The sequence below is a fragment of the Sandaracinobacteroides sayramensis genome (genome assembly GCF_022014495.1).
Lineage (GTDB): Bacteria > Pseudomonadota > Alphaproteobacteria > Sphingomonadales > Sphingomonadaceae > Sandaracinobacteroides > Sandaracinobacteroides sayramense.
On the sequence record NZ_JAKLSQ010000033.1, the window covers coordinates 19,516 to 40,551 of the forward strand.

Genomic DNA, 21,036 nt, shown 5'->3' on the forward strand with positions numbered 1-21,036 from the left:
GGGCCATGGTGGAGGCATGCGCGGGTTTCTGCTTTTGTGCCTGTTCGCCGCCGGCCCGCTGATGGCGAAGCCGGCGCCGCTGGTGGAGCTGACGGCGGACCCGGTGCCGCTGACGACGGTGGCGATGAAGCATGGCAGCCTGCCGGTCCGCGTCAGCCTGGGGTTCGACAAGGCGCTGGTGCTGAACCTCGAGCCGGCCCGGCGCCTGAAGCTGAAGCCTTTCCCGCTCATCGGCAAGTTCAAGGTGAACAACCCGCAGGTGCCCGGCGGAGAGGCGATCATCCGCGGCAATCTGCTGAACGTCGACACCGGCGGCACGGGGTCGCAGAAAATCCCCACCATCTGGATCGACAAGGATGTGGTGCCGGCGCCCGAGGCTGGGGTCGTCTCGGTGATGGCCTTCGATGCCGAGCGGGTGCGGATCGCCAATCCGCGCGCGCCTTCGGGCGGGCAAAGCCATCGCCTCGCCCGCGCCGGCGGCGGCGAGGCGCATGTGAAATGGCGCGTCGGCGGCGAGACCGTGCGCGTCATCTTCGATTTCACCAGCGAGGCGAGCGTGCTGAACGCAGGCGCGGCCGAGATACTGGCGGCGAACGGCCTGGTCCGCCGCACGGGGCGGGTGGCGCTCTGGTCGCCGGTGCCGGCCCTGCAATTGCCGGTGGAACTGCTGGAGCCGGTGGCTGGCGCCAGAATGCAAGGGATTCCGCTGATCTCGCCCGCCGCCCGCATCACCCGCGATCGGGCGCGGGAACTGGACGCCCGCGCCGCGGCCGGCATCGCCGGGGACGATGACGATGACGAGGACGCCATCGTGGTGACGGCGAAGAGCGAGCGCAAGGAAAAGCGCGCGCCCTGGATGCTGATCGGCCGCGACGTGCTCGACCATTGCGGGCAGGTGGAAATGGACCGCCCCGGCAAGGCCTGGATCCTCACCTGCCAATTCCCGGCCGGCAATTGATCCCTGAAAATTCTGCAAGGATCATTTCCGGTCATTTCCATTGCGAACGGGAAAGCCCGAGGCCACTTTCTGAGGCATGACCGAAAAGATGCCCGCCCTTTTCATCGGCCACGGAAGCCCGATGAACACGCTGGAACAGAACCGCTGGACGGAAGGCTGGCGGGCGCTGGGGCAACGCCTGCCCGCTCCGCGCGCGCTGCTGGTGGTCTCCGCCCATTGGTATATCGGCACCACCGCCGTCACGGCGATGCCCAGCCCGCGCACCATCCACGACTTTCGCGGTTTCCCGCCGGAACTGTTCGCCTTCCAATATCCCGCCCCCGGCGCGCCGGACGTGGCGGGCGAAGTGGCGGAGATCGCCAAGCCGACGCAAGTGGCGCTGGACGGCGGCCAATGGGGCCTCGACCACGGCACCTGGAGCGTGCTCGCGCATCTGTTCCCCAAGGCCGATGTGCCGGTGGTGCAATTGTCGATCGACGCGACGAAGCCCCTGGAGCATCACCTGGAACTGGCGGCCCGCCTCGCGCCGCTCCGGGAAAAGGGAATCCTGATCGTGGGCAGCGGCAACGTCGTCCACAACCTGCGCCTGCTGGACTGGCAGAAGCCCGACTCGGGCGCCCCCTGGGCGCACCGGTTCGACGAAGAGGTGGCGCGGCTGATGCAGGAAAGCCCCGGCGAGGTGCTGAAGTCGATGGCGCACCCCGACTATGCGAACGCCGTGCCGACGCCAGACCATTTCATCCCGATGCTGAGCCTCGCCGGCCTCGCCGCCGCCGAGGAAGGCCGGCCGGAAGTGATGTTCGAAAGCTGCACCATGGGCTCGCTGTCGATGACCAGCTATGCGCTGGGGCTAACCGCCTGAGCCGCCCTACAGCACCGCATCCCCCACGAACGGGTTCGACTGCCGCTCGCGGCCGAAGGTGCTGATGGGGCCATGGCCCGGCACGAAGGCCGTCTGGTTGCCCAGCGGCCACAGACGGGACGTGATCGAGCGCACCAGTTGCTGGAAATCGCCCTTGGGGAAATCCGTGCGCCCGACCGACCCCTGGAACAGCACATCGCCAACGATGGCGAGGTTCGACGGCGGGTGATGGAAGATCACATGCCCCGGGGTGTGGCCGGGGCAATGATAGACATCCAGCGTCAGGTCGCCGACCGTCACCTTGTCGCCGTCGTGCAGCCAGCGGTCGGGCGTGAAGGCGGTGGCGCCGGCCACGCCATATTGCGCGCCGACTTGCGGGTTCATGTCGATCCAGAATTTGTCGTCCGGGTGCGGGCCTTCGATCGGCACGCCCAGCCGCCCGGCCAGCACGCCGGTCAGCCCGCAATGGTCGATATGGCCGTGCGTCACCAGCAGCTTCTCGATCTCCACGCCATTTTCCCCCGCCACCTTCAGCAGATGGTCGAGATCGCCGCCCGGATCGGTGAAGGCGCCCTTCATCGTTCGCGTGCACCAGATCAGGGTGCAATTCTGCTGCAGCGGCGTGACGGGGATGATCACCGCCTTCATCGGGGGGGTGCTGGCCATGGCCGACATGTGGCGATTGGCGCGGCCGGCTGCAACGGCTTATTGCAGCAGGGGGGTGGCGATGCCACATGACAGCGCGTGAACCCGTCCGCCCCCCTTCCCGAAGACAGCCAGGAACCCGCCCGCGAGCCGGGTTTCTCGACGCTGAAGCGCTTCCTGCCCTATCTCTGGCCCCGGAACGCCCCGGAGCTGCGCGCGCGGCTGGTGGTGGCCATGATCATGGTGGCGCTGGCGAAGGCGATCACGCTGATGATGCCATTCGCCTACAAGGCGGCGATCGACGCGATGAGCGGCTCCGCCAGCGAGGGCGTGCTGGTGATCGTGGCGCTGGTGGTGGCCTATGCCGGCGCCCGCTTCGGCGGTGTGCTGTTCGACAATCTCCGGAACGCCATCTTCGAAGCCGTGGGGCAGGATGCCTCGCGCCGGCTGGCGGTCGATGTGTTCGGGCACCTGCACCGGCTGTCGCTGCGCTTCCACCTGGAGCGCAAGACCGGCGCCCTCACCCGCATCGTCGAGCGCGGCACCAAGTCCATAGACACCATGCTCTACTTCCTGCTGTTCAACATCGCCCCCACCTTCCTGGAGCTGGGCGCGGTGGGGGTGATCTTCTGGCTGAAGTTCGGCCCCGGCCTGGTGATGGCGACGTTGGTGATGGTGGTCGCCTATGTCGTCTTCACCCGGCAGGTGACGGAATGGCGCGTGTCGCTGCGGCAGGGCTGGACGGAAGACGACCAGCGCGCCACCCAGCGCGCCGTCGACAGCCTGCTGAACTATGAGACGATCAAATATTTCAACGCCGAGGCGCGCGAGACGCGCCGCTATGGCGATGCGGCGGCACGGCTGGCGCACTCCACCACCCGGATCGAGACTTCGCTCGCCTGGCTGAACATCGGCCAGTCCCTCATCACCAACCTGCTGATGGCGGGCGCCATGGCCTACACCGTCTGGGGGTGGAGCGAGGGCAGGCTGACGCCCGGCGACCTGGTGCTGGTGAACACGCTGCTGGCGCAGCTTTTCCGCCCGCTGGACATGCTGGGATGGGTCTACCGCGAGATCCGCCAGGGGCTGGTGGACATGGCGGCGATGTTCCGGCTGATCGACACCGTGCCGGAAATCGCCGACGTGGTCGACGCTTCGCCCTTGCAGGTGACGGGCGGGGAAATCCGTTTCGAGGATGTGCGCTTCGCCTATGAGCCGCGCCGGGAGATATTGAAGGGCGTCAGCTTCACCGTGCCGGCCGGCACCCGCACGGCGATCGTCGGGCCTTCGGGCGCGGGCAAGTCCACCATCGCCCGAATCCTCTACCGCTTCTACGACATCTCCGCGGGCCATGTGCGGATCGACGGGCAGGACATCCGCGACGTCACGCAATCCTCGCTGCGCTCGGCGATCGGCATCGTCCCGCAGGACACGGTGCTGTTCAACGAAACGATCGGCTACAACATCGGCTATGGCCGGGAAAACGCCAGCGACGCCGAAATCGAGGCGGCGGCCCGCGCGGCGCAGATCGGCCCCTTCATCGACAGCCTGCCGGACGGCTATGCCACCAAGGTGGGCGAGCGCGGGCTGAAACTGTCCGGCGGAGAGAAGCAGCGGGTGGCGATCGCCCGCACGCTGCTGAAGAACCCGCCGATCCTCATCCTAGACGAAGCCACGAGCGCGCTCGACAGCGCGACCGAGGCCGGGATTCAGGAGGCGCTGGAAATGGCGGAAAAGGGCCGCACCACGCTCATCATCGCCCACCGGCTTTCGACCATCGTCGACGCCGACCAGATACTGGTGATGGAAGCCGGCCGAATCGTCGAGCGGGGCCGGCATTCGGAACTTCTGGCGGCCGGCGGCGCCTATGCCGAGCTATGGGCGCTGCAAGCCTCGGAAGAGCTGCAAAGCCCCGCCCTCGACGCCGCTCAGTCGGCGCTGGCGTAGGCGGGCGAGCGGCCGTGCATCAGCGGCTGGACCGCCACTACCCAGGAAAAGCCGCTGACGAAGCCGAGCGCCACCGCCAGCAGGAACATCCATCTGTTGGACAGGATTTCGTCCATGATCCGACCCTTCTTCACCCGGCGCCATCCTCCGCGCCGACAGGGGCCCATCATGGCACGGAAGCGCGCGGGTGAATGTCAAGCATTGTAACGAAGGCGCGGCCAGCAAAACAGCCTTCGTCACCCCGGGCTTGACCCGGGGTCCAGCTTTTCTTCAGGCACGCCGCTCCAACAGCAGCCGGACCCCGGTCAAGCCCGGGGTGGACGCAGGTGGATCAGGCGGTGCGGGCCGTGATCGGCCCTTCGCGCCGGCCGTGGACGAACTGGTCCACATAGGGGTTTTCGCTGGAGTCGAGGGCGGCAACCGGCCCTTCCCAGATGATCCGGCCGCCGTGCAGCATCGCCACCCGGTCGGCGATGTGGCGGGCCGAGGCCATGTCGTGGGTGATGGTGATGGCGGTCGCCCCCAGCGCCGTCACCTGCGAGCGGATGAGGGCGTTGATGACATCGGCGCGAATGGGGTCGAGCCCGGTCGTCGGCTCGTCGAAGAAGAGGATTTCCGGGTTGGCGGCGATCGCCCGGGCCAGCGCCACGCGCTTTTGCATGCCGCCCGAAAGCTCGGCCGGGCGCAGATCGGCGACGCGCGGCTCCAGCCCCACCTTCGCCAGCACGTCTACAGCCAACTGGTGCATGGCCGCGCCGCCCCCCAGCTTCCCCTGCGTCAGCGCGAAGGTGATGTTCCGCCACACGGGCAGGCTGTCGAACAGCGCGCCGCCCTGGAACAACATGCCGAAACGCGCCCGCGTCGCCTCCAGCCCCCGCCCCTTCAGGCCGACAAGCTCCTGCCCGTCCAGCCGGATCGAGCCTTCGTCGGGGCGGATGAGGCCGAGGATGCACTTCAGCAGCACCGACTTGCCCGAGCCCGAGCCGCCGATGATGACGAGGCTCTCCCCGCGCGCCACGGAAAGCTCCACCCCGTCCAGCACCAGCTTGGGGCCGAACGCCTTTTTCAGCCCGCGGATTTCGATTCCGCCGCTCATGATCCGAACACCAGCACGGTGATGGTCAGGTTGAACAGCAGGATCAGGATGAAGGCCGTCACCACCGCGTCGGTCGTCGCCCGGCCGACCCCGGCCGCCCCGCCCGAGGAGCGGAAGCCATGGTAGCAGCCGGCCAGCGCGATCACGAAGCCGAACACGGCCGCCTTCACGAGGCTGGAGACGATGTCGTCCGTTTCCAGATAGCGGCGCGTGGTGGAAAGATAGCTGGCCGGGTTGAAGCCCAGCCGATAGACGGCCAGCGCATAGCCGCCTAATATGCCGATGATGTTGGCGACCAGCACCAGGAAGGGCAGCATCAGCGTCGAGGCCAGCATGCGCGGCGCGATCAGGTAGCGCCAGGGATCGGTGCGCAGCGTCACCATGGCGTCCAGTTGCTCGGTCACCCGCATGGTGGCAAGCTCGGCGGCCATCGCCGAGGAAACGCGCCCCGCCACCATCAGCCCGGCCAGCACCGGGCCGAGTTCCCGGACGATGGCGATCACCGTGACGGCGGGCACCGTCGATTCAGCGGAGAAGCGCTGGCCGCCGACATAGATCTGCTGCGCCAGCGCCGCGCCTGTGAACAAGGCCGTCAGCCCGACGACCGGAAGCGAGAACCAGCCGATCAGCGCCATCTGCTCGATGAGGCGGGCGGGATACCAGGGCGGGCTGACCACGGCGCGAAGGGCCTGCAAGGCGAACAGCGCCAGCCGGCCGACGGCGGCCAGCGCCCCCAGCACACGCGCGCCCACCCATATCAGGGGCCATATCAGCGGTTTCAGAAAGGTTTCGGCAAGGGCCATGGCGCTGCCTAGCGACGTCCGGGGGGGAAGGGCAAGGGTGTCAGTCGTCCGGCCCCAGGGCGCTGTCGAGATCGCGGGGGCGGATGAAGGCCTCGATCCGGCCGGCGATCCGCTCCTCCACCCCTTCCCATCCGGAAACGGGCAGGGCGATGCGGGCGTAGGTGGCGGTCGGATATTTCGTTTCCGCCTCGCCGCGCAGCGCCGATCCGTCGCCTTCGGTCGCCAGCAGCAGCAGATCCTCCAGCCCCGGATTATGGCCGATCAGCAGCAGATGCTCCACTTCGCCGGGCGTCTCGCGGACGAGGTCGAACAAGGACGCCGCGGAGGCCATGTAGATGCGCTTGTCGAAATCGGGCTTCAGCCTGCCGCCCAGTCCCGTTTCCACGCCCTCGATCGTCTGCCGGATGCGCAAGGCGGGAGAGGCGACCACCCGGTCGAAATGCAGCCCGCTGTCGCGCAGCCATTCCCCCATGCGGCGGGCGGCGCGGTGGCCCCGGCCGTTCAGCGGCCGGTCGAAATCCCGCTCCACGGGATCGTCCCAGCTCGATTTCGCATGTCGCAGAAGGCTCAAGGTCTTCATGGATCGGCGGCCGCTCCCCTGATGTCGACCTGTCCTAGGGGCGGCTCCCCGACGGCGCAATCCCTTGGTGCCAGAAAGGCCGAGAGTTCGGCCGCCACTTCGGCGAGCGGCGCGCGCCTCACCGGCACGTCGGGCGGAAAGGCGCCCAGCAGCCGCGACGGCACCGATGGCCCCAGCAGCACGAAGCCGCCGCGATCCTGACTGGAACGGATCAGCCGGCCGAAGGCCTGCGCCAGCCGGTGCTTCACCAGCATGTCCTCATAGGCGGAGCCGCCCAGCGCCGCCCGCCGCGCGGAATGGAGGATGGTGGGCCGCGACCAGGGCACGCCTTCGAACAGCAGCAGCCGAAGCGAATCGCCGGGCACGTCCACCCCGTCGCGCAGCGCGTCGGTCCCGAACAGCGTGGCTTTCGGGTCGGCGCGGAACAGGTCCACCAGCGTGCCGGTGTCCACCGCGTCCACATGCTGGGCGAAAAGCGGCAGGCCGGCGCGGGCCATGCGGTCGGTCAGCCGGGCGTGGACGGCGCGCAGCCGGGCAATGGCGGTGAACAGCCCCAGCGTGCCGCCGCCGGCCGCCTCGATCAGCGTGGCGTAGGCATGGGCGAGCGAAGCCATGTCCCGCCGGTCGACATCGGTTGCGATCCACACCCGCGCCTGCCGGGCATAGTCGAAGGGGCTTTTCACCCGGAATACATGCGGTTGCACCGCCAGATGCGCGGCGCCCGCCGCCGCTTCCGGCGGCTCGCCCAGCGTCGCCGAAGTCACCAGCACCCCTTGCGCCGGAGTCAGCACCGCGCCGGCCAGTGGCTTCAGCGGGTCCAGCCAGTGGCGCAGGATGCCGCAGTCGATTTCCCGCCCCTCGGCCCGCACCAATGCGAACCAGTCGACGAAGTCGGCCTCCGCCTCGCCGCCCAGCCGCGCCAGCAACCTTTGCCAGGCGCCCAACTGGTCCAGCCGCAATTGCAGCCCCTCGGCGGCGGCGCCCAGCCGGGCTATACCGGGCTGGTCCAGCCACTCGGGCCGCTCCTCGGCGATTTCCAGCAGGCGGGATTTCAGCGTCAGCATGGCGCGGGCCATGCGCGACAGCGCCGCCGACGCCGCATCCGCCGCTTCCGGCAGGCCGGGCGGCAGCGCGGTCACCGCTGTTTCCAGCGAGAAACCGCGCTCCTCGTCGGCGGCGTGCGTCAGCACATGCGTGCGGATGGCGGCGACCAGCCCCTCGATCGGCCCCTCCGGCTCGCCCGCCCCCACGCGGGACAGCCATTCGGCCGACGGCAGCAAAGTGGCGGCGTCCAGCACCTCCTCCAGCGCTGTGCCGCCGGGGCCGTCGTAGCTCGTCACGTCCATCAGCAGGGCCGCCAGCCCGCGCCGCAGGCCGGCGCCGCGGCTCGGCCGGTCCGGCCCCAGCAGCCAGCGGCGAAGCTCGATCGCCTCGCCGCCGGTCAGCGCGATGGAAAAGGCGCTGTCGGCCGCCGCGTGCAGATGATGGCCTTCGTCGAAGACGATCCGCCCCATGCCCTGCCCCTCAGCCCGCGCCCGCACCGCATTCGCCATCACCAGCGCATGGTTGGCGATGACGAGGCTGGCTTTCGCCCCTTCGCGCACCGAGCGTTCGATGAAGCAGCGGCGAAAATGCGGGCAGGCGGCGCGGATGCACTCGCCGCGCCGGTCGGTCAGCGCCGGCAGCGCGGAGCCGCGCCGAAACAGCCCCGGCAGCCAGCCGGGCAGGTCGCCGCCCACCATGTCGCCGTCGGCGGAAAAACGCGCCCAGCGCGCCGCCAGTTCGGCGAAGATGGCCGGCCGCCCGGCGAAGGCGCCTTGCAGCGCATCCTCCAGATTGAGCAGGCAGAGGTAATTCTCCCGCCCCTTGCGCACCACCACCAGCCCCGCCTGCACCAGCGCCGGCAGGCTGCGCGCCGCTTCCGCCTTCAACTGCCGCTGCAAGGCGCGGGTGAAGGTGGAAAGCCAGACGGCGCCGCCCGTCTCCACCGCATAGAGGCTGGCGGGCGCCAGATAGCCCAGCGTCTTGCCGATTCCGGTGCCGGCCTCCGCCACCACCAGATTGGGCCCGTCCCGGCTTTCGCGCGGCTGGAAGGCGGTCAGCGCGGCGACGGCGAAGGCCTTCTGCCCCTCGCGCGGCTCGCGGCGGCTGCCGGCCAGACCGGAAAGCGTCTGCAACACCTCCGTCTCGCCGAAGCGCATCAGCGTCGGCGCCGGGCGGGGCGGGGCGTCCGTCCATTCCGGCAGCGCCTCGAACAGGGAAGGCGCGCGCCCGCCGCCCACCCTTTCCCCAAGCGCATCCGCCCACAGCCAGCCCTTGCGGTGCAGCCGGTCGAGGCTGTCCGCCGCGCCCGCTTTCGCCCACCAGTCGCGGGTGCCGGCCTGTTCCAGCAAGCGAGCGGCGGCCTGTTGCAGGAAGGCTGCTTCCGCCCCGCCATGGCCGGGCGCCTCCACCCCCAGCGCTTCGGCCAATCCGCCGGCGGACGGCACCAGGAATCGCGCCGGCTGCACGAAGGCCCAAAGCTCCAGCAGGTCCATGCCGCTGGCCTCCGCCAGTCCCAGCCGCGCGGCCAGTTGCGGGGCGTTCAGCAGCAGGTGCGGGGTGTCGGCCAGCCGGCGAACCGCCTCGTTGCGGGAAATGGCGCCGGAAATCCCCTGCGCATCCGCCCGCCAGATGCCCGCATGGCTTGCGACTAGCGCGGGAATTGGCAAAGAGGCGTGCATGTTCACCGGACTCGAAAGCCTTTCGCCCCCAGATTTGCAAGCCCTGCGCGACGAAGCCGCCGCCAGCAAGGCCTGGCCGTTCGAGGAAGCGCGCAAGCTGATCGCCCGCTACAAGGACGGCTATCCGGAAAAAGGCGTGCTGTTCGAAACCGGCTATGGTCCGTCCGGCCTGCCGCACATCGGCACCTTCGGCGAAGTGGTCCGCACCACCATGGTGCGCCGCGCCTTCGAGTTGCTGCAACCGGGCGTGCCCACCCACCTCATCGCCTTCAGCGACGACATGGACGGGATGCGGAAAGTCCCCCCGCACCTCCCCAATCAGGAACTGTTGAAGGCCGCGCTCGACCTGCCGCTGACGGTGGTGCCAGACCCCTTCGGCACGCACGACAGCTTCGGCGCCCACAACAACGCCCGCCTGCGCGCCTTCCTCGACAGCTTCGGCTTCGACTATGAATTCCTGTCGTCGACGCAATGCTACAAGTCGGGCCGCTTCGACGCGACGCTGCTGAAGGTGCTGGCGAAGTATGACGAGATCATGGCCGTCATGCTGCCGACGCTCGGCGCCGAGCGGCAGGCGACCTATTCGCCCTTCCTCCCCGTCTCGCCGAGCACGGGCAAGGTGCTGCAGGTGCCGATCACCGCGCGCGATGCCGCCGCCGGCACCGTCAGCTACACAGACCCGGAGAGCGGCGAGACCGTCACCGTTCCCGTCACCGGCGGCCATTGCAAGCTGCAATGGAAGGTGGACTGGGCGATGCGCTGGGTGGCGCTAGGCGTCGATTATGAAATGGCGGGGAAGGACCTGATCGATTCGGTGGCGCTCTCCTCGAAGATCGCCCGCATCCTCGGCGCCAAGCCGCCCGAGGGCTTCAACTATGAGCTGTTCCTGGACGAGAATGGCGCCAAGATCTCGAAGACGAAAGGCAATGGCCTGACGATCGAGGAATGGCTGCGCTACGCCCCGCCGGAAAGCCTCGCCTTCTACATGTTCCAAAGCCCGCGTGCCGCGAAGAAGCTGTATCTGGGCGTGGTGCCCAAGGCGATGGACGAATATTTCCAGTTCGCCGCCGCCTGGCCGGGGCAGAGCGCCAGGGAGCGGCTGGGCAACCCCAGCTTCCATGTGCACGGTGGCCCGCCGCCCGCCTATCAGCCGCCGGTCAATTTCGCGCTGCTCCTGAACCTCGTCGCCGTCTCGGGCGCCAGCGACGCGCGGATGCTGGGCGATTTCCTGAAGCGCTACGCGCCGGGATGCGATCCCGAAGGCGATCCGCGGCTGAAGGCGATGATCGACGCCGCCATCGGCTACCATCAGGACCATGTCGCCCCCACGCTGAAGCGCCGCGCGCCGGACGCGCGGGAAAAGGCGGCGCTCGGCGAACTGGAGGCCTGGCTCGCCGCCAACCCGGCCGCCAGCGCCGAGGAGATCCAGAACGAGGTCTATGAAATCGGCAAGCGCCACCAGTTCGAACCGCTCCGGGGCTGGTTCCAGGCGCTTTACGAAATCCTGCTGGGCTCTTCGCAAGGCCCGCGCATGGGCACCTTCTTCGCGCTGTATGGCGTGGCGAACAGCCGGGCGCTGATCGCCTCGGCGCTGGACGCCGGATGATCTGGCGGGCGGCGCTTCTGGCCTTCGCGCTGGCCGGCGCCGCTCCGCTTGCCGCCGCGACCGCGGTGGAGGCTTTCGCCGTCGGCAAGTTCGCCGAGGCCGCCACCGCCGGCCGGAAGGAAGGCACGGACGCGGCGCTGATCCTGGCCGCCCGGGCCGCTTCCACGCAAGCCGGCTGGCAGACGACGGACAAGGCGCGGGCGCAGGCTCTTCTCGACGCGGCGCGGGCCGATCTCGAAACCGTTCTGAAGCGCAGCCCCGGCAACCTCGACGCCCTGTTCCAGCGCGGCCTCATCACCGGCTATATCGCCAAGCTGAACAGGTCCCCCGGCCTCGCGAAACAGGCGCGGCGCGATTTCGAGGCGGTTCTGGCGAAGCGCCCGGACGACTCGCTGGCGCTCGCCGCCATGGGCGGCTGGCATGGCGAGGCGGTGGCGACGCTGGGCAGGTTCCTCGCCGGCACGGCGCTGGGCGCGAAAGAGGCGGAAGCCATCCGCTATTTCGAAAAGGCCGCCGCCGGCCCCGCGGGAGACCCGGCCGTTCCGGTTTTCTACGCGACGACGCTGCTGCACCTGTCGGCCGGCAATGCCGCCCGCGCCGAGGCGCTGCTCGCCCGCGCCGCCAGGGCCCCCGCGCGCGACGGTTTCGACCGGCTGCTGCAACAAAATGCCCGCGCCCTGCTGGTGCCGCTGGCGCGCGGGGACGTGAAGGCCGCGCGAACGCTCGCCGCGAAGCTGGGGCCATTGGGCGCGCTGCGCTGAAGGACAGGCAAGTCGCGGCGTTAACCTCCTTTTTTCCCCCAAAGCCCGGTCCGGCGCTGAACCCTTTCCGGGAAATCGCCCGCTTTGCTGAATGAGGGCCCGCATGGTGCGGCCCTTCCCGGCGCGACGCGGCGGGAGAGGAATGCCGTTACAGGGGGCAAATCGATGACGAACTATATGCGCGCCACAGCGATGCTGCTGGGTGCCGCCACCATGCTCAGCGCCGCGACCGCGGCCAACGCCAGCTATTTCATCCGCCCGGTGCTGCAATATGGCCAGGGTGAAATGGTCGACGGGCTTTCCCTCAATAACCAGACGTCCGGCTCGCAGACGTTCAACGATGGCGCGACCCGGCTGGAATCGCATGTGTCCATGGCCGATGGCACCATCAAGACCTATGTCAGCTCTGACATTCCGCAGAGCAACTTCCTGATCGCCACCGCCATCTATGGCGACACCATCCGCTACACCGGCAGCTCCGACGAAGCCGTGGGCTTCTTCGTGAACTTCGACGGCTGGATCAACAGCCAGCAATATGAAATGGGCGAATATCCCAACAACAGCCGCTTCATCGGCGTGGACGCCTATTTCGCTGTCTACGAAGCCGGCACCGGCGCCACCTGGAGCGACTGGACGGTCGTGGGCAGCCAGAAGGGCAACGCCCTCTACAACAGCCGGGAATTCATCAGCTGGCAGGACAACGGCCTCGATTTCTCCGAGAGCTTCAGCTTCGAGATGGGCGACTATCTGAACCTCGAGACCAACAAATATTACGAGGTCTATGTCGCCTTCAACCTGCTGCTGCAGCCCGGCATCTACGGCGGCTCCGTCGAGATCGACTCGCTGAACACGGCGACGCTGTCGATCTTTGCCGGCGAGGGCGAAATCGGCTCGGTCTCGGGCGACCTGCTGGGCTTCGAAAAGGCCCCGCCGCCGATCGTGCCGGGCGGCGTGCCGGAACCCGCCACCTGGGCGATGTTCATCCTGGGCTTCGGCGCCGTGGGCGCCGCCGTGCGCCGCCGCCGCTCCGTCGCGGCCTAAGGAAGGGCAGGGGGCCTGAAGGGCGGGGGGCCTGCCCCCCGCCCTTTCCCGCTTATTTGCCGCCGGCGGCGATCCAGCGGTCGATCTTGGCGTCCAGCACTTCCAGCGGCAGGGCGCCCGACATCAGCACCTGCTCGTGGAATTTGCGGATGTCGAAATCCTTGCCCAGCGCCTTTTCCGCGCGCTTGCGGGCGCCCTGGATGCGCAAGTCGCCCACCTTATAGGCCAGCGCCTGCGCCGGCATGGCGACATAGCGGTCCACCTCGTTCACCACATCCGTCTGCCCTTGCGACGAGTTGGCCAGCATATAGTCGATCGCCTGCTGCCGGCTCCAGCCCTTGTAGTGCAGGCCGGTGTCCACCACCAGCCGCATGGCGCGCAGCATCTCGTCGTCCAGCCGGCCGAAATATTGATAGGGGTCGGTGAACATCCCCAGTTCCTTGCCGAGGCTTTCGGCGTAAAGCCCCCAGCCCTCGGCATAGGCGGTGTTGCCGCCGAAGCGCTGGAAGCTGGGCAGCGCCGCATTCTCCTGCGCCAGCGCAATCTGGAAATGGTGGCCCGGCGCGCCTTCGTGCAGATAGAGCGTCTCCATCCCCGGCGTGGTGCGGCTGGGCAGGTCGTAGGCGTTGAAATAGAAGATGCCCGGCCGCGACCCGTCCGGTGCGCCCGGCATGTAGGAACCGCCGGCCGAATCCTTTTCCAGGAACGGCGGATAGGGGCGGATCTCCAGCGGTGTCTTCGGCATGGTGGAGAAGAGCTTGGGCAGCGCCACATCCACCTTCTTGCCGATATCGTAATAGCCCTGCGTCAGCGCCTCGCGGCTCTGCGCCTTGAACTTCGGATCGGTGCGCAGATATTCGAAGAAAGCCTTCCGATCCCCCTTGAAGCCTACCTGCTTCATCACCCTGTCCATCTCGGCGTGGATTCGCTTCACTTCGGTGAGGCCCAGCTGGTGGATTTCCTCCGGCGTCATGTCGGTGGTGGTCTGCACGGCGACCAGATGGCGGTAAAGCTCGGGCCCGCCCGGCATCGACAGCAGCCCCGGCCTGTCGTTCCCGCGCGAGGCGGAAAGATAGGTGTCGCGGGTATAGTCGCGCAGCGCCGCGTAGCTCGGCATCACCACATCCTTCAGCTTCGCGGCATAGGCGGCGCGCAGCCGCTGCTGCTCCGCCGCCGGAATGCTGTCCGGGAAATTCTGCACCGGCATCATCAGCGGCATCTTGTCGATCCCGCCCTCCACATGCCGGTTCAGCTGGTCGAGCACCCGCTCGGACACCAGCTTCGGCTGCACCACGCCGGCGGCGACGCCCTGCTGCATCCGCGCCAGCACGCCGTCCAGCGTGACCGCGAAGCCGTCCAGCCGCTTCAGATTGTCCTCATAATCCTTCACCGTCTTGAACGGTGCGGCGGACTGGCCCGAGAAGATGTCGGGCACGAACTGGTGCAGGCCGGTGAAATGGTCGATCGGCCGCAGAGTGGAGGCCTTCAGGATCGCCGGCTCATAGCCTTTCAGGTCCGACGTGCGCTGCCATTTGAACACATCGTAGCTGATCTGTTCGTCCGGGCTCAGCTTCGCGCGGTCGATCCGCGCCAGCGCCGCCAGATCGGCTTCCGCCGCCGCTTTCTCGGCCGCGATATAGACGTCGCTCACATAGTCGCCGAACTGGTCGGCGTAGCGCATGTCGCCGCGGAACAGCGCATAGAGCGGGTTGCGCTTCAGACCGGCTTCGTCGCTTTCCAGGAACAGCCGTTGCAGATTGGCGGATGGCGTGTCCACGGCGATCACCGCGGCCGGGGCATCCTTCACCTGCGCGGCGGCCGGGAAGGGCAGGGCGATTGCGGCGAGGGCAACGCCCGCCAGAAGAGTCTTCAGCATATATTGGTCAGCCTTTGTCGATTGAGGGGCCCCTCTCTGCCAGACTGGATAATCCTGCCCGCCGCCGTCATAAAGTGGAAATAGAAGCAGGGTTCTCCCGCCCGACTCGGTTGACAAACGGCCCCCTTCCCCATATGTCGCGCGCTTTCCGCGGCACCTTCGGGTTGGCCGCGTTTGCTATCTTGAGGTAAGGATTTCCAGATGTTCGCGGTGGTGCGCACGGGCGGCAAGCAGTATCGGGTCGCAGCCGACGACCAGATCACGGTCGAGAAGCTGGACGGCGAAGCGGGATCGCAGATCACGCTGGGCGACGTTCTGCTCGTCGCCGACGGCGGCGAGCTGAAGGATGCCGCGAAGATCAAGGTGACCGCCGAGATCGTCGCCCACAACAAGGGCGACAAGGTGATCATCTTCAAGAAGAAGCGCCGCCACAACTATCGCCGCAAGAACGGCCATCGCCAGCACCAGACGGTGCTGAAGATTCTCTCGATCGCGTAAGGAGCCCCTCAAATGGCACATAAGAAGGCAGGCGGCTCGTCGCGTAACGGCCGCGATTCGAACGCGAAGCGCCTCGGCGTGAAGCTGTTCGGCGGGCAGGAAGCCATCGCCGGCAACATCATCGTCCGCCAGCGCGGCACCCGCTTCTATCCGGGCGTGAACGTCGGCCTCGGCCGCGACCACACGCTGTTCGCCACCGCCGACGGCCGCGTGGAATTCCACGACGGCAAGCAGGGCCGGAAATATGTCTCCGTCCGTCTGGCGGAAGCCGCCGAGTAAGGCGCCCGATAGCCACGAATTGTGAAAGGGGTCGGGCCTGCCCGGCCCCTTTTGCGTTTCAGGGCATAGAGAACCGCCACCAGTTCCGGGATCTTTTCCACCATGATGTTCCTCGATCAGGCCAAGATCCATCTGAAGTCCGGCTGGGGCGGGGACGGCTGCGTCAGTTTCCGGCGCGAGAAGTTCATCGAATATGGCGGGCCCAACGGCGGCGACGGCGGCAAGGGCGGGGACATTTTCTTCGAAGCCGTCCCCGGCCTCAACACCCTGATCGACTTCCGCTACACGCAGCATTTCCGCGCCCAGCGCGGCGCCGGCGGCATGGGCTCGGATCGGCACGGCGCGCAAGGCCAACCGCTCGTCATCCAGGTGCCGGTCGGCACCCAGGTGCTGGCCGACGACGAGGAGCGCACGCTGCTGGCCGACCTGACCGAGGCCGGGCAGCGGGTGCTGTTCCTGAAGGGCGGCGACGGCGGCAAGGGCAATGCCCATTACAAATCCTCCACCAACCGCGCCCCGCGCCAGTTCCAGAAGGGCTTTCCGGGGCAGGAGATGTCCGTCTGGCTCAGGCTGAAGCTGCTGGCCGACGTGGGGCTGGTGGGGTTGCCGAACGCCGGCAAGTCCAGCTTCCTGAACGCCGTCACCAACGCCAGCGCCAAGGTGGGCGCCTATGCCTTCACCACGCTGAAGCCGCAGCTGGGGGTGGTGTCGTTCCGTAACCGCGAGTTCGTGATGGCCGACATTCCCGGCCTGATCGCCGGCGCGGCCGATGGCGCCGGAATCGGCGACCGCTTCCTGGGGCATATCGAACGCTGCCGGCTGCTGCTGCATCTGGTGGACGCGGGCGGCGAAGCGCCGACCGCCGGCTACGACATCGTGCGCGGCGAACTGGAAGCCTATGGCGCCGGTCTGGAGGACAAGGTGGAGATCGTCGTGCTTTCGAAGTGCGACACCGCCACCCCGCAGAAGATCGCCGCCGTCAGCCGCGCCATCGAGCGCCGCACCGGCCTGCCGCCGCTGGTCGCCTCGGCGATGACGGGCGAGGGCATGGAAGCGGTTCTGGCCGCCGTGCTGGCCGAGATGCGCCCGGGCGAAAACGCCGCCGACAAGCAAACCGGCTGGTCGCCGCTGTAGCGGCCTTGCCGCTTTCGCACTCGCCATCCGCCGGAGCGCGATGTAGGGCAACGCCGTGCCCCATCCCCGAACAGAAGCCTTTGCCAACAGCGCCCGGTTGACCGTGAAGGTCGGTTCCTCCCTTCTCATCGAAGCCGACGGGCATGTCCGCCGGCCATGGCTGGAAACGCTGGTCGCCGATCTCGCCGGGCGCCACCGGGCGGGGCAGAAGATCATTCTCGTCTCTTCCGGCGCCATCGCGCTCGGCAGCCGGCGGCTTAATCTGGCGAAGGGCGGGCGCGGCACGCTGGAAGACGCGCAGGCCGCCGCCGCCACCGGCCAGATCCTGCTCGCCGGCCTCTGGGCGGAACTGCTGGGCGCGCACGGCATCACCGCCGCGCAGATGCTGCTGACGCTGGGCGATTTCGAGGACCGGCGGCGCTTCCTGAACGTCTCCGCCACGCTCGACCGGCTGCTGAGCCTGGGCGTTCTCCCGATCCTCAACGAGAATGATTCGGTCGCAACCGAGGAAATCCGCTTCGGGGACAATGACCGCCTCGCCGCCCGCGCGGCGCAGGCCGCCCGCGCCGACGCCCTCATCCTGCTGTCGGACATAGACGGCCTCTACACCGCCAACCCGGCGGAGGACCCGGCCGCCCAATTCATCCCCACCGTGCCCGACATCGCGGCGGTCGCGCATATGGCCAGCCGCGCCTCCTCGTCCGGCATGGGCTCGGGCGGGATGCAGGCGAAGGTGGAGGCGGCGCGCATCGCCCATGCCGCCGGCATCCCCGTGGCCATCGTGGCGGGAAAGCCGGAGCATCCGCTGGCCCGCTTCGATGAAACCGGCCATGGCACCATCTTCACCGCGCCGGACGCGCTGACGGCGCGCAAGGCCTGGCTTGCCGGACGGATGCAGGTGGAAGGCCGGCTGACGGTCGACGAAGGCGCGGTGAAGGCGCTGAAATCGGGGAAAAGCCTGCTGGCGGCCGGGATCACCGGCATCGAAGGCCAGTTCCGCCGGGGCGATGCGGTGGACGTGCTGGACGAGGCCGGGCACCCGGTGGCGCGCGGCCTCATCGGCTATGACGCGGCCGATGCCCGCGCAATCGCCGGCAAGCAGACGACGGCGATTGCCGAAACGCTGGGCTATGCGCCGCGCAGCGCCGTCGTCCACCGCGATCAGATGGTGATGCTTTGACGCACCCCGTCCATGGCGCTTCGAAGGTTCAGGCGGAAGCGGGCATCCGCCTGTCCGCCCGCCGCCGCGCGGTCAGCCCGACCAGCCCGAAGCCGATGATCATCATCGCCCAGCTCGCCGGCTCCGGCACCTGCGCCAGAGTGATACGGAAGCCGAGCGGCGACACCAGTTCATTGTTCGAATAGATGCCGAAACCGTCGAGGAAGTGCCAATAGACGGTCTGCCAATGACCCTCTTCATCATGGTTGTATATTTCCGGCTTGGGTATCTCGATGAAGCTATGGCCTGAAGAGGGGGTATCGATATAATAGTCGAATATTTCGCTGATTCCCCAGGTCCATTCACCGCCCTCATAATCGTCGTAAACCCAGCCCCAGCGATAGAATATGCCAATGCTTTCGATTTCCCCGTCGGCATTCACCTCCAACGGTCGGTCAAACTTCCAGCTGAGGCGATAGAGGCCCGGGGAGGAGGTGAAGAAGGAGGTGCCTTTTTCCCCCCATGTTTCATCCAGGACTCCCGTGAAAACCACCGGATCGATCTTTTCCCAACCCGGCACATAAAGCGCCGACGCGGGTGCCGCGACGGTAAAGGCAAAAGCAGCCGCCAACGGCCCGATAATGGCACGCATATTTCCCTCCCTGTTGCGGCAAACAAACCCTCGACAACGACCGCCGCCGCGCGGTTAATAGCAGATGCCGCGACAAATCCCTATACCCTCTTTGCCCGGAGTGGGCCGTCACCCTATAGCAACGGCATGACGATGACCGCAGAACAACCCGCCGGCCCCACCGAAACCATGGCAAGAATGGGCGCCCGCGCCCGCGCCGCGCAACGGCTGCTGGCCTCCGCGCCGACGGCCGCCAAGGCTGCCGCCGTGCGCGCCGCTGCCGCCGCAATCCGGGCGCAGGCGACGGCGATCGAGGCCGCCAACCAGGCCGACATGGCCGCCGCGGCCGACCTGTCGCCGGCCTTGCGCGACCGCCTGCTGCTGACCCCGGCGCGCATCGAGGGGATCGCCGCCGCGCTCGACGAACTGGCGGCGCTGCCCGATCCGGTGGGCGAGACCATCCGCGAATGGAGCCGGCCGAACGGCCTTCTCTTCCGCCGCGTGCGCGTGCCGCTGGGGGTGATCGGGATCATTTATGAAAGCCGCCCCAATGTCACGGCGGATGCCGGCATGCTCTGCGTGATGGCCGGGAACGCCGCCATCCTGCGCACCGGGCGGGAGGCGCTGGCCTCGGCAAAGGCGATCCACGCCGCGCTGGTGGAGGGGTTGAAGGCCGAGGGGCTCCCGGAAGATTCCATCCAGCTCGTCGACACGCCCGACCGCGAACTGGTCGGCGCCATGCTGGCGGCGGCGGGGCTGATCGACGTGATCATCCCGCGCGGCGGCAAGGGCCTCGTAGCCCGGGTGCAGGCGGAAGCGCGCGTGCCGGTGCTCGCCCATCTGGACGGCAACAACCATGTCTATGTCGACGCCGCCGCCGATCCGGCGATGGCGCGCGAAATCGTGCTCAACGCCAAGCTCAGGCGGACCGGGGTCTGCGGCGCGATGGAAACCCTGCTGATCGACCGCGCCTATGGCCCGAAGGCGGAATTGCTGGCGGCGCTTCTGGAGGCCGGCTGCGAACTGCGCGCCGACGAAGCCCTGCTGCCGCTCGACCCGCGCCTGAAAGCGGCGACGCCCGAGGATTGGGGCACGGAATATCTGGAACCCATCGCCGCCGCGGCGGAAGTGGAGGGCGTGCAGGGCGCCATCGCCCATATCGCCGCGCACGGCAGCCACCACACCGACGCCATCGTGACGGCGGACGAAGCGGTGGCGCAGCGCTTCCTCGCCGCCGTCGATTCGGCGATCCTGATGTGGAACGCCTCCACCCAGTTCGCCGACGGCGGCGAATTCGGCTTCGGCGCGGAAATCGGCATCGCCACCGGCCGCCTGCACGCCCGTGGCCCGGTGGCGCTGGAGGGGCTGACCACCTACAAGACGCTGGTGCTGGGCAGCGGTCAGGTCCGCCCCGTTTGAGGAAGGGCTTCTCGGTCGGGCTTCTCGGCGGCTCGTTCAACCCGGCGCATGGCGGGCATCGCAAGATGAGCCTCGCCGCGCTCGAACGGCTGGGGCTGGACGAGGTCTGGTGGCTGGTCAGCCCGCAGAATCCGCTGAAGCCGGTCGCCGGAATGGCGCCGCTCGCCGCCCGCCTCGCCTCGGCGCGGCTGGTCGCCCGCCACCCGCGAATCCGCCCCACCGCGATCGAGGCGGAACTGGGCACGCAGCTGACGGTGGACACGCTGCAGGCGCTTCGCCACCGCTTTCCGCAGGTGAGGTTCCTGTGGCTGATGGGCTCCGACAACCTGTTGCAATTTCACCGCTGGGCCGACTGGAGGGTGATCGCCCGCACGGTTCCGATTGTGGTGATGGCGCGTCCGCATTATGTTGGCCCCAGCCAGTCCGCCCCGGCCATGGGCTGGTTCCGGCGCTATCGCCACAAATCCGCGGCCGGATGGAAGGATTGGCAACTGCCGGGAATCGCGACCGTGGACTTCGGGCTGGACAGTCGCTCGGCCACGGCCATCCGCCGGGAAGAACCCGGCTGGGCAGATGACATCCTCGAACAGGACCCGCTCCTCGAACGACAGGAACAGACCGCTTGAACGCCAGCAATCTGGACGCCGAACAGCATGTGGAAGCGCTCCACAAGATCATCCTCAAATGCCTGGAGGACGGGCAGGCGGAGGATGTCGTCTCCATCCCGCTCGCCGGGAAGAGCGCGATCGCCGACCATATGGTGATCGCGTCCGGCCGCTCCACGCGGCAGGTGGCGGCGCTGGCGCAGCGGATCGAAGCGGAAGTGAAGCAGCAGCTGAAGCTCAACATTCGTGTGGAGGGGCTGGCGTCGGCCGACTGGGTGCTGATCGACGCCCATGATGTGATCGTGCACCTGTTCCGCCCGGAAGTGCGGCAGTTCTACGGGCTGGAGAAGATGTGGGCCTTCGACGCCGACGGCTCCCCCGTCCGCGCGCCTGACGCCCGGCCCTGAGGGTTC

At 68.0% G+C, this 21,036-nt stretch carries 21 protein-coding genes; 13 read left to right on the plus strand and 8 right to left on the minus strand.

Annotated elements, in window-relative coordinates; all coding sequences use genetic code 11:
• Window positions 1-16 precede the first annotated feature (16 nt).
• Together L6Q21_RS16915 and ygiD are read left to right on the plus strand one after the other, a co-directional pair.
• Window positions 17-958, plus strand: coding sequence for a hypothetical protein (locus tag L6Q21_RS16915; RefSeq protein WP_237831929.1), 942 nt, complete (start codon window positions 17-19; stop codon window positions 956-958).
• A 76-nt stretch (window positions 959-1,034) separates the two neighbouring features.
• The gene (gene ygiD / locus L6Q21_RS16920) at window positions 1,035-1,820 is read left to right on the plus strand and encodes a 4,5-DOPA-extradiol-dioxygenase (protein ID WP_237831930.1); all 786 of its coding nucleotides are present in this window, start codon (window positions 1,035-1,037) and stop codon (window positions 1,818-1,820) included.
• Between the two features lie 6 nt (window positions 1,821-1,826).
• Here the strand turns inward: ygiD and L6Q21_RS16925 are convergent, their stop codons facing one another.
• Window positions 1,827-2,486, minus strand: a complete 660-nt coding sequence (locus tag L6Q21_RS16925) for an MBL fold metallo-hydrolase (RefSeq protein WP_237831931.1) — start codon at window positions 2,484-2,486, stop codon at window positions 1,827-1,829.
• A gap of 78 nt (window positions 2,487-2,564) precedes the next feature.
• Here L6Q21_RS16925 and L6Q21_RS16930 point away from each other — a divergent pair, with 78 nt between their 5' ends.
• Entirely contained in the window at window positions 2,565-4,412 is a 1,848-nt protein-coding gene (locus tag L6Q21_RS16930; RefSeq protein ID WP_237831932.1) for an ABCB family ABC transporter ATP-binding protein/permease, read from the plus strand.
• Here the strand turns inward: L6Q21_RS16930 and L6Q21_RS18065 are convergent.
• The 5 genes from L6Q21_RS18065 to L6Q21_RS16950 all read right to left on the minus strand — a co-directional run bounded on the left by L6Q21_RS18065 (window position 4,394) and on the right by L6Q21_RS16950 (window position 9,614).
• A complete protein-coding gene (locus tag L6Q21_RS18065) occupies window positions 4,394-4,528 on the minus strand; it encodes a hypothetical protein (protein ID WP_255696967.1) in 135 nt (44 codons plus the stop codon). The genes L6Q21_RS16930 and L6Q21_RS18065 overlap by 19 nt on opposite strands.
• Window positions 4,529-4,743: 215 nt before the next feature.
• A complete protein-coding gene (locus tag L6Q21_RS16935) occupies window positions 4,744-5,508 on the minus strand; it encodes an ABC transporter ATP-binding protein (protein ID WP_237831933.1) in 765 nt (254 codons plus the stop codon).
• Window positions 5,505-6,311, minus strand: a complete 807-nt coding sequence (locus L6Q21_RS16940) for an MlaE family ABC transporter permease (protein WP_237831934.1) — start codon at window positions 6,309-6,311, stop codon at window positions 5,505-5,507. Before L6Q21_RS16940 ends, L6Q21_RS16935 begins: the two co-directional genes overlap by 4 nt.
• Window positions 6,312-6,351: 40 nt before the next feature.
• Window positions 6,352-6,891: a SixA phosphatase family protein gene (locus L6Q21_RS16945; protein WP_237831935.1), complete on the minus strand. Its 540-nt coding sequence runs from the start codon at window positions 6,889-6,891 to the stop codon at window positions 6,352-6,354.
• The gene (locus L6Q21_RS16950) at window positions 6,888-9,614 is read right to left on the minus strand and encodes an ATP-dependent DNA helicase (protein WP_237831936.1); all 2,727 of its coding nucleotides are present in this window, start codon (window positions 9,612-9,614) and stop codon (window positions 6,888-6,890) included. Before L6Q21_RS16950 ends, L6Q21_RS16945 begins: the two co-directional genes overlap by 4 nt.
• Here L6Q21_RS16950 and L6Q21_RS16955 point away from each other — a divergent pair.
• The 3 genes from L6Q21_RS16955 to L6Q21_RS16965 all read left to right on the plus strand — a co-directional run bounded on the left by L6Q21_RS16955 (window position 9,613) and on the right by L6Q21_RS16965 (window position 13,022).
• A complete protein-coding gene (locus L6Q21_RS16955; protein ID WP_237831937.1) occupies window positions 9,613-11,220 on the plus strand; it encodes a lysine--tRNA ligase in 1,608 nt (535 codons plus the stop codon). The genes L6Q21_RS16950 and L6Q21_RS16955 overlap by 2 nt on opposite strands.
• Window positions 11,217-11,981: a hypothetical protein gene (locus L6Q21_RS16960; protein WP_237831938.1), complete on the plus strand. Its 765-nt coding sequence runs from the start codon at window positions 11,217-11,219 to the stop codon at window positions 11,979-11,981. Before L6Q21_RS16955 ends, L6Q21_RS16960 begins: the two co-directional genes overlap by 4 nt.
• A 165-nt stretch (window positions 11,982-12,146) precedes the next feature.
• A complete protein-coding gene (locus L6Q21_RS16965; protein WP_237831939.1) occupies window positions 12,147-13,022 on the plus strand; it encodes a PEPxxWA-CTERM sorting domain-containing protein in 876 nt (291 codons plus the stop codon).
• Between the two features lie 52 nt (window positions 13,023-13,074).
• Here the strand turns inward: L6Q21_RS16965 and L6Q21_RS16970 are convergent, their stop codons facing one another.
• Entirely contained in the window at window positions 13,075-14,898 is a 1,824-nt protein-coding gene (locus tag L6Q21_RS16970; RefSeq protein WP_237831940.1) for a DUF885 domain-containing protein, read from the minus strand.
• A 201-nt stretch (window positions 14,899-15,099) separates the two neighbouring features.
• Here L6Q21_RS16970 and rplU point away from each other — a divergent pair, with 201 nt between their 5' ends.
• From rplU to proB, 4 genes are all read left to right on the plus strand, one after another.
• Window positions 15,100-15,396, plus strand: a complete 297-nt coding sequence (rplU, locus tag L6Q21_RS16975; protein WP_237831941.1) for a 50S ribosomal protein L21 — start codon at window positions 15,100-15,102, stop codon at window positions 15,394-15,396.
• Between the two features lie 12 nt (window positions 15,397-15,408).
• On the plus strand, window positions 15,409-15,675 hold the full coding sequence (gene rpmA / locus L6Q21_RS16980) for a 50S ribosomal protein L27 (protein ID WP_237831942.1): 267 nt from the start codon (window positions 15,409-15,411) through the stop codon (window positions 15,673-15,675).
• A gap of 102 nt (window positions 15,676-15,777) precedes the next feature.
• On the plus strand, window positions 15,778-16,809 hold the full coding sequence (gene obgE, locus L6Q21_RS16985) for a GTPase ObgE (protein WP_237831943.1): 1,032 nt from the start codon (window positions 15,778-15,780) through the stop codon (window positions 16,807-16,809).
• 103 nt (window positions 16,810-16,912) lie between these two features.
• Window positions 16,913-17,989, plus strand: a complete 1,077-nt coding sequence (gene proB / locus L6Q21_RS16990) for a glutamate 5-kinase (RefSeq protein WP_336246254.1) — start codon at window positions 16,913-16,915, stop codon at window positions 17,987-17,989.
• Window positions 17,990-18,017: 28 nt separating this feature from the next.
• Here proB and L6Q21_RS16995 read toward each other — a convergent pair whose 3' ends face one another.
• Window positions 18,018-18,620 carry a PEPxxWA-CTERM sorting domain-containing protein gene (locus L6Q21_RS16995; protein WP_237831945.1) on the minus strand — a complete coding sequence of 201 codons (603 nt, stop codon included), beginning with the start codon at window positions 18,618-18,620 and terminating at the stop codon, window positions 18,018-18,020.
• 126 nt (window positions 18,621-18,746) lie between these two features.
• Between L6Q21_RS16995 and L6Q21_RS17000 the strand changes: the two genes are divergently transcribed.
• From L6Q21_RS17000 to rsfS, 3 genes are read left to right on the plus strand one after another with little or no spacing between them, the layout of a single operon-like run.
• Window positions 18,747-20,018, plus strand: coding sequence for a glutamate-5-semialdehyde dehydrogenase (locus L6Q21_RS17000; RefSeq protein ID WP_237831946.1), 1,272 nt, complete (start codon window positions 18,747-18,749; stop codon window positions 20,016-20,018).
• The gene (locus L6Q21_RS17005; RefSeq protein ID WP_237831947.1) at window positions 20,015-20,644 is read left to right on the plus strand and encodes a nicotinate-nucleotide adenylyltransferase; all 630 of its coding nucleotides are present in this window, start codon (window positions 20,015-20,017) and stop codon (window positions 20,642-20,644) included. Before L6Q21_RS17000 ends, L6Q21_RS17005 begins: the two co-directional genes overlap by 4 nt.
• The gene (rsfS, locus tag L6Q21_RS17010; protein ID WP_237831948.1) at window positions 20,641-21,030 is read left to right on the plus strand and encodes a ribosome silencing factor; all 390 of its coding nucleotides are present in this window, start codon (window positions 20,641-20,643) and stop codon (window positions 21,028-21,030) included. The genes L6Q21_RS17005 and rsfS overlap by 4 nt, the downstream gene beginning before the upstream one ends.
• Window positions 21,031-21,036 lie beyond the last annotated feature (6 nt).

Coding starts and splice junctions, on each gene's coding strand:
- L6Q21_RS16915 (WP_237831929.1), top strand. CDS start 17: ATGCGCGGGTTTCTGCTTTTGTGCCTGTTCGCCGCCGGCCCGCTGATG.
- ygiD (WP_237831930.1), top strand. CDS start 1,035: ATGACCGAAAAGATGCCCGCCCTTTTCATCGGCCACGGAAGCCCGATG.
- L6Q21_RS16925 (WP_237831931.1), bottom strand. CDS start 2,486: ATGGCCAGCACCCCCCCGATGAAGGCGGTGATCATCCCCGTCACGCCG.
- L6Q21_RS18065 (WP_255696967.1), bottom strand. CDS start 4,528: ATGGACGAAATCCTGTCCAACAGATGGATGTTCCTGCTGGCGGTGGCG.
- L6Q21_RS16935 (WP_237831933.1), bottom strand. CDS start 5,508: ATGAGCGGCGGAATCGAAATCCGCGGGCTGAAAAAGGCGTTCGGCCCC.
- L6Q21_RS16940 (WP_237831934.1), bottom strand. CDS start 6,311: ATGGCCCTTGCCGAAACCTTTCTGAAACCGCTGATATGGCCCCTGATA.
- L6Q21_RS16945 (WP_237831935.1), bottom strand. CDS start 6,891: ATGAAGACCTTGAGCCTTCTGCGACATGCGAAATCGAGCTGGGACGAT.
- L6Q21_RS16955 (WP_237831937.1), top strand. CDS start 9,613: ATGTTCACCGGACTCGAAAGCCTTTCGCCCCCAGATTTGCAAGCCCTG.
- L6Q21_RS16950 (WP_237831936.1), bottom strand. CDS start 9,614: ATGCACGCCTCTTTGCCAATTCCCGCGCTAGTCGCAAGCCATGCGGGC.
- L6Q21_RS16960 (WP_237831938.1), top strand. CDS start 11,217: ATGATCTGGCGGGCGGCGCTTCTGGCCTTCGCGCTGGCCGGCGCCGCT.
- L6Q21_RS16965 (WP_237831939.1), top strand. CDS start 12,147: ATGACGAACTATATGCGCGCCACAGCGATGCTGCTGGGTGCCGCCACC.
- L6Q21_RS16970 (WP_237831940.1), bottom strand. CDS start 14,898: ATGCTGAAGACTCTTCTGGCGGGCGTTGCCCTCGCCGCAATCGCCCTG.
- rplU (WP_237831941.1), top strand. CDS start 15,100: ATGTTCGCGGTGGTGCGCACGGGCGGCAAGCAGTATCGGGTCGCAGCC.
- rpmA (WP_237831942.1), top strand. CDS start 15,409: ATGGCACATAAGAAGGCAGGCGGCTCGTCGCGTAACGGCCGCGATTCG.
- obgE (WP_237831943.1), top strand. CDS start 15,778: ATGATGTTCCTCGATCAGGCCAAGATCCATCTGAAGTCCGGCTGGGGC.
- L6Q21_RS16995 (WP_237831945.1), bottom strand. CDS start 18,620: ATGCGTGCCATTATCGGGCCGTTGGCGGCTGCTTTTGCCTTTACCGTC.
- L6Q21_RS17000 (WP_237831946.1), top strand. CDS start 18,747: ATGACGATGACCGCAGAACAACCCGCCGGCCCCACCGAAACCATGGCA.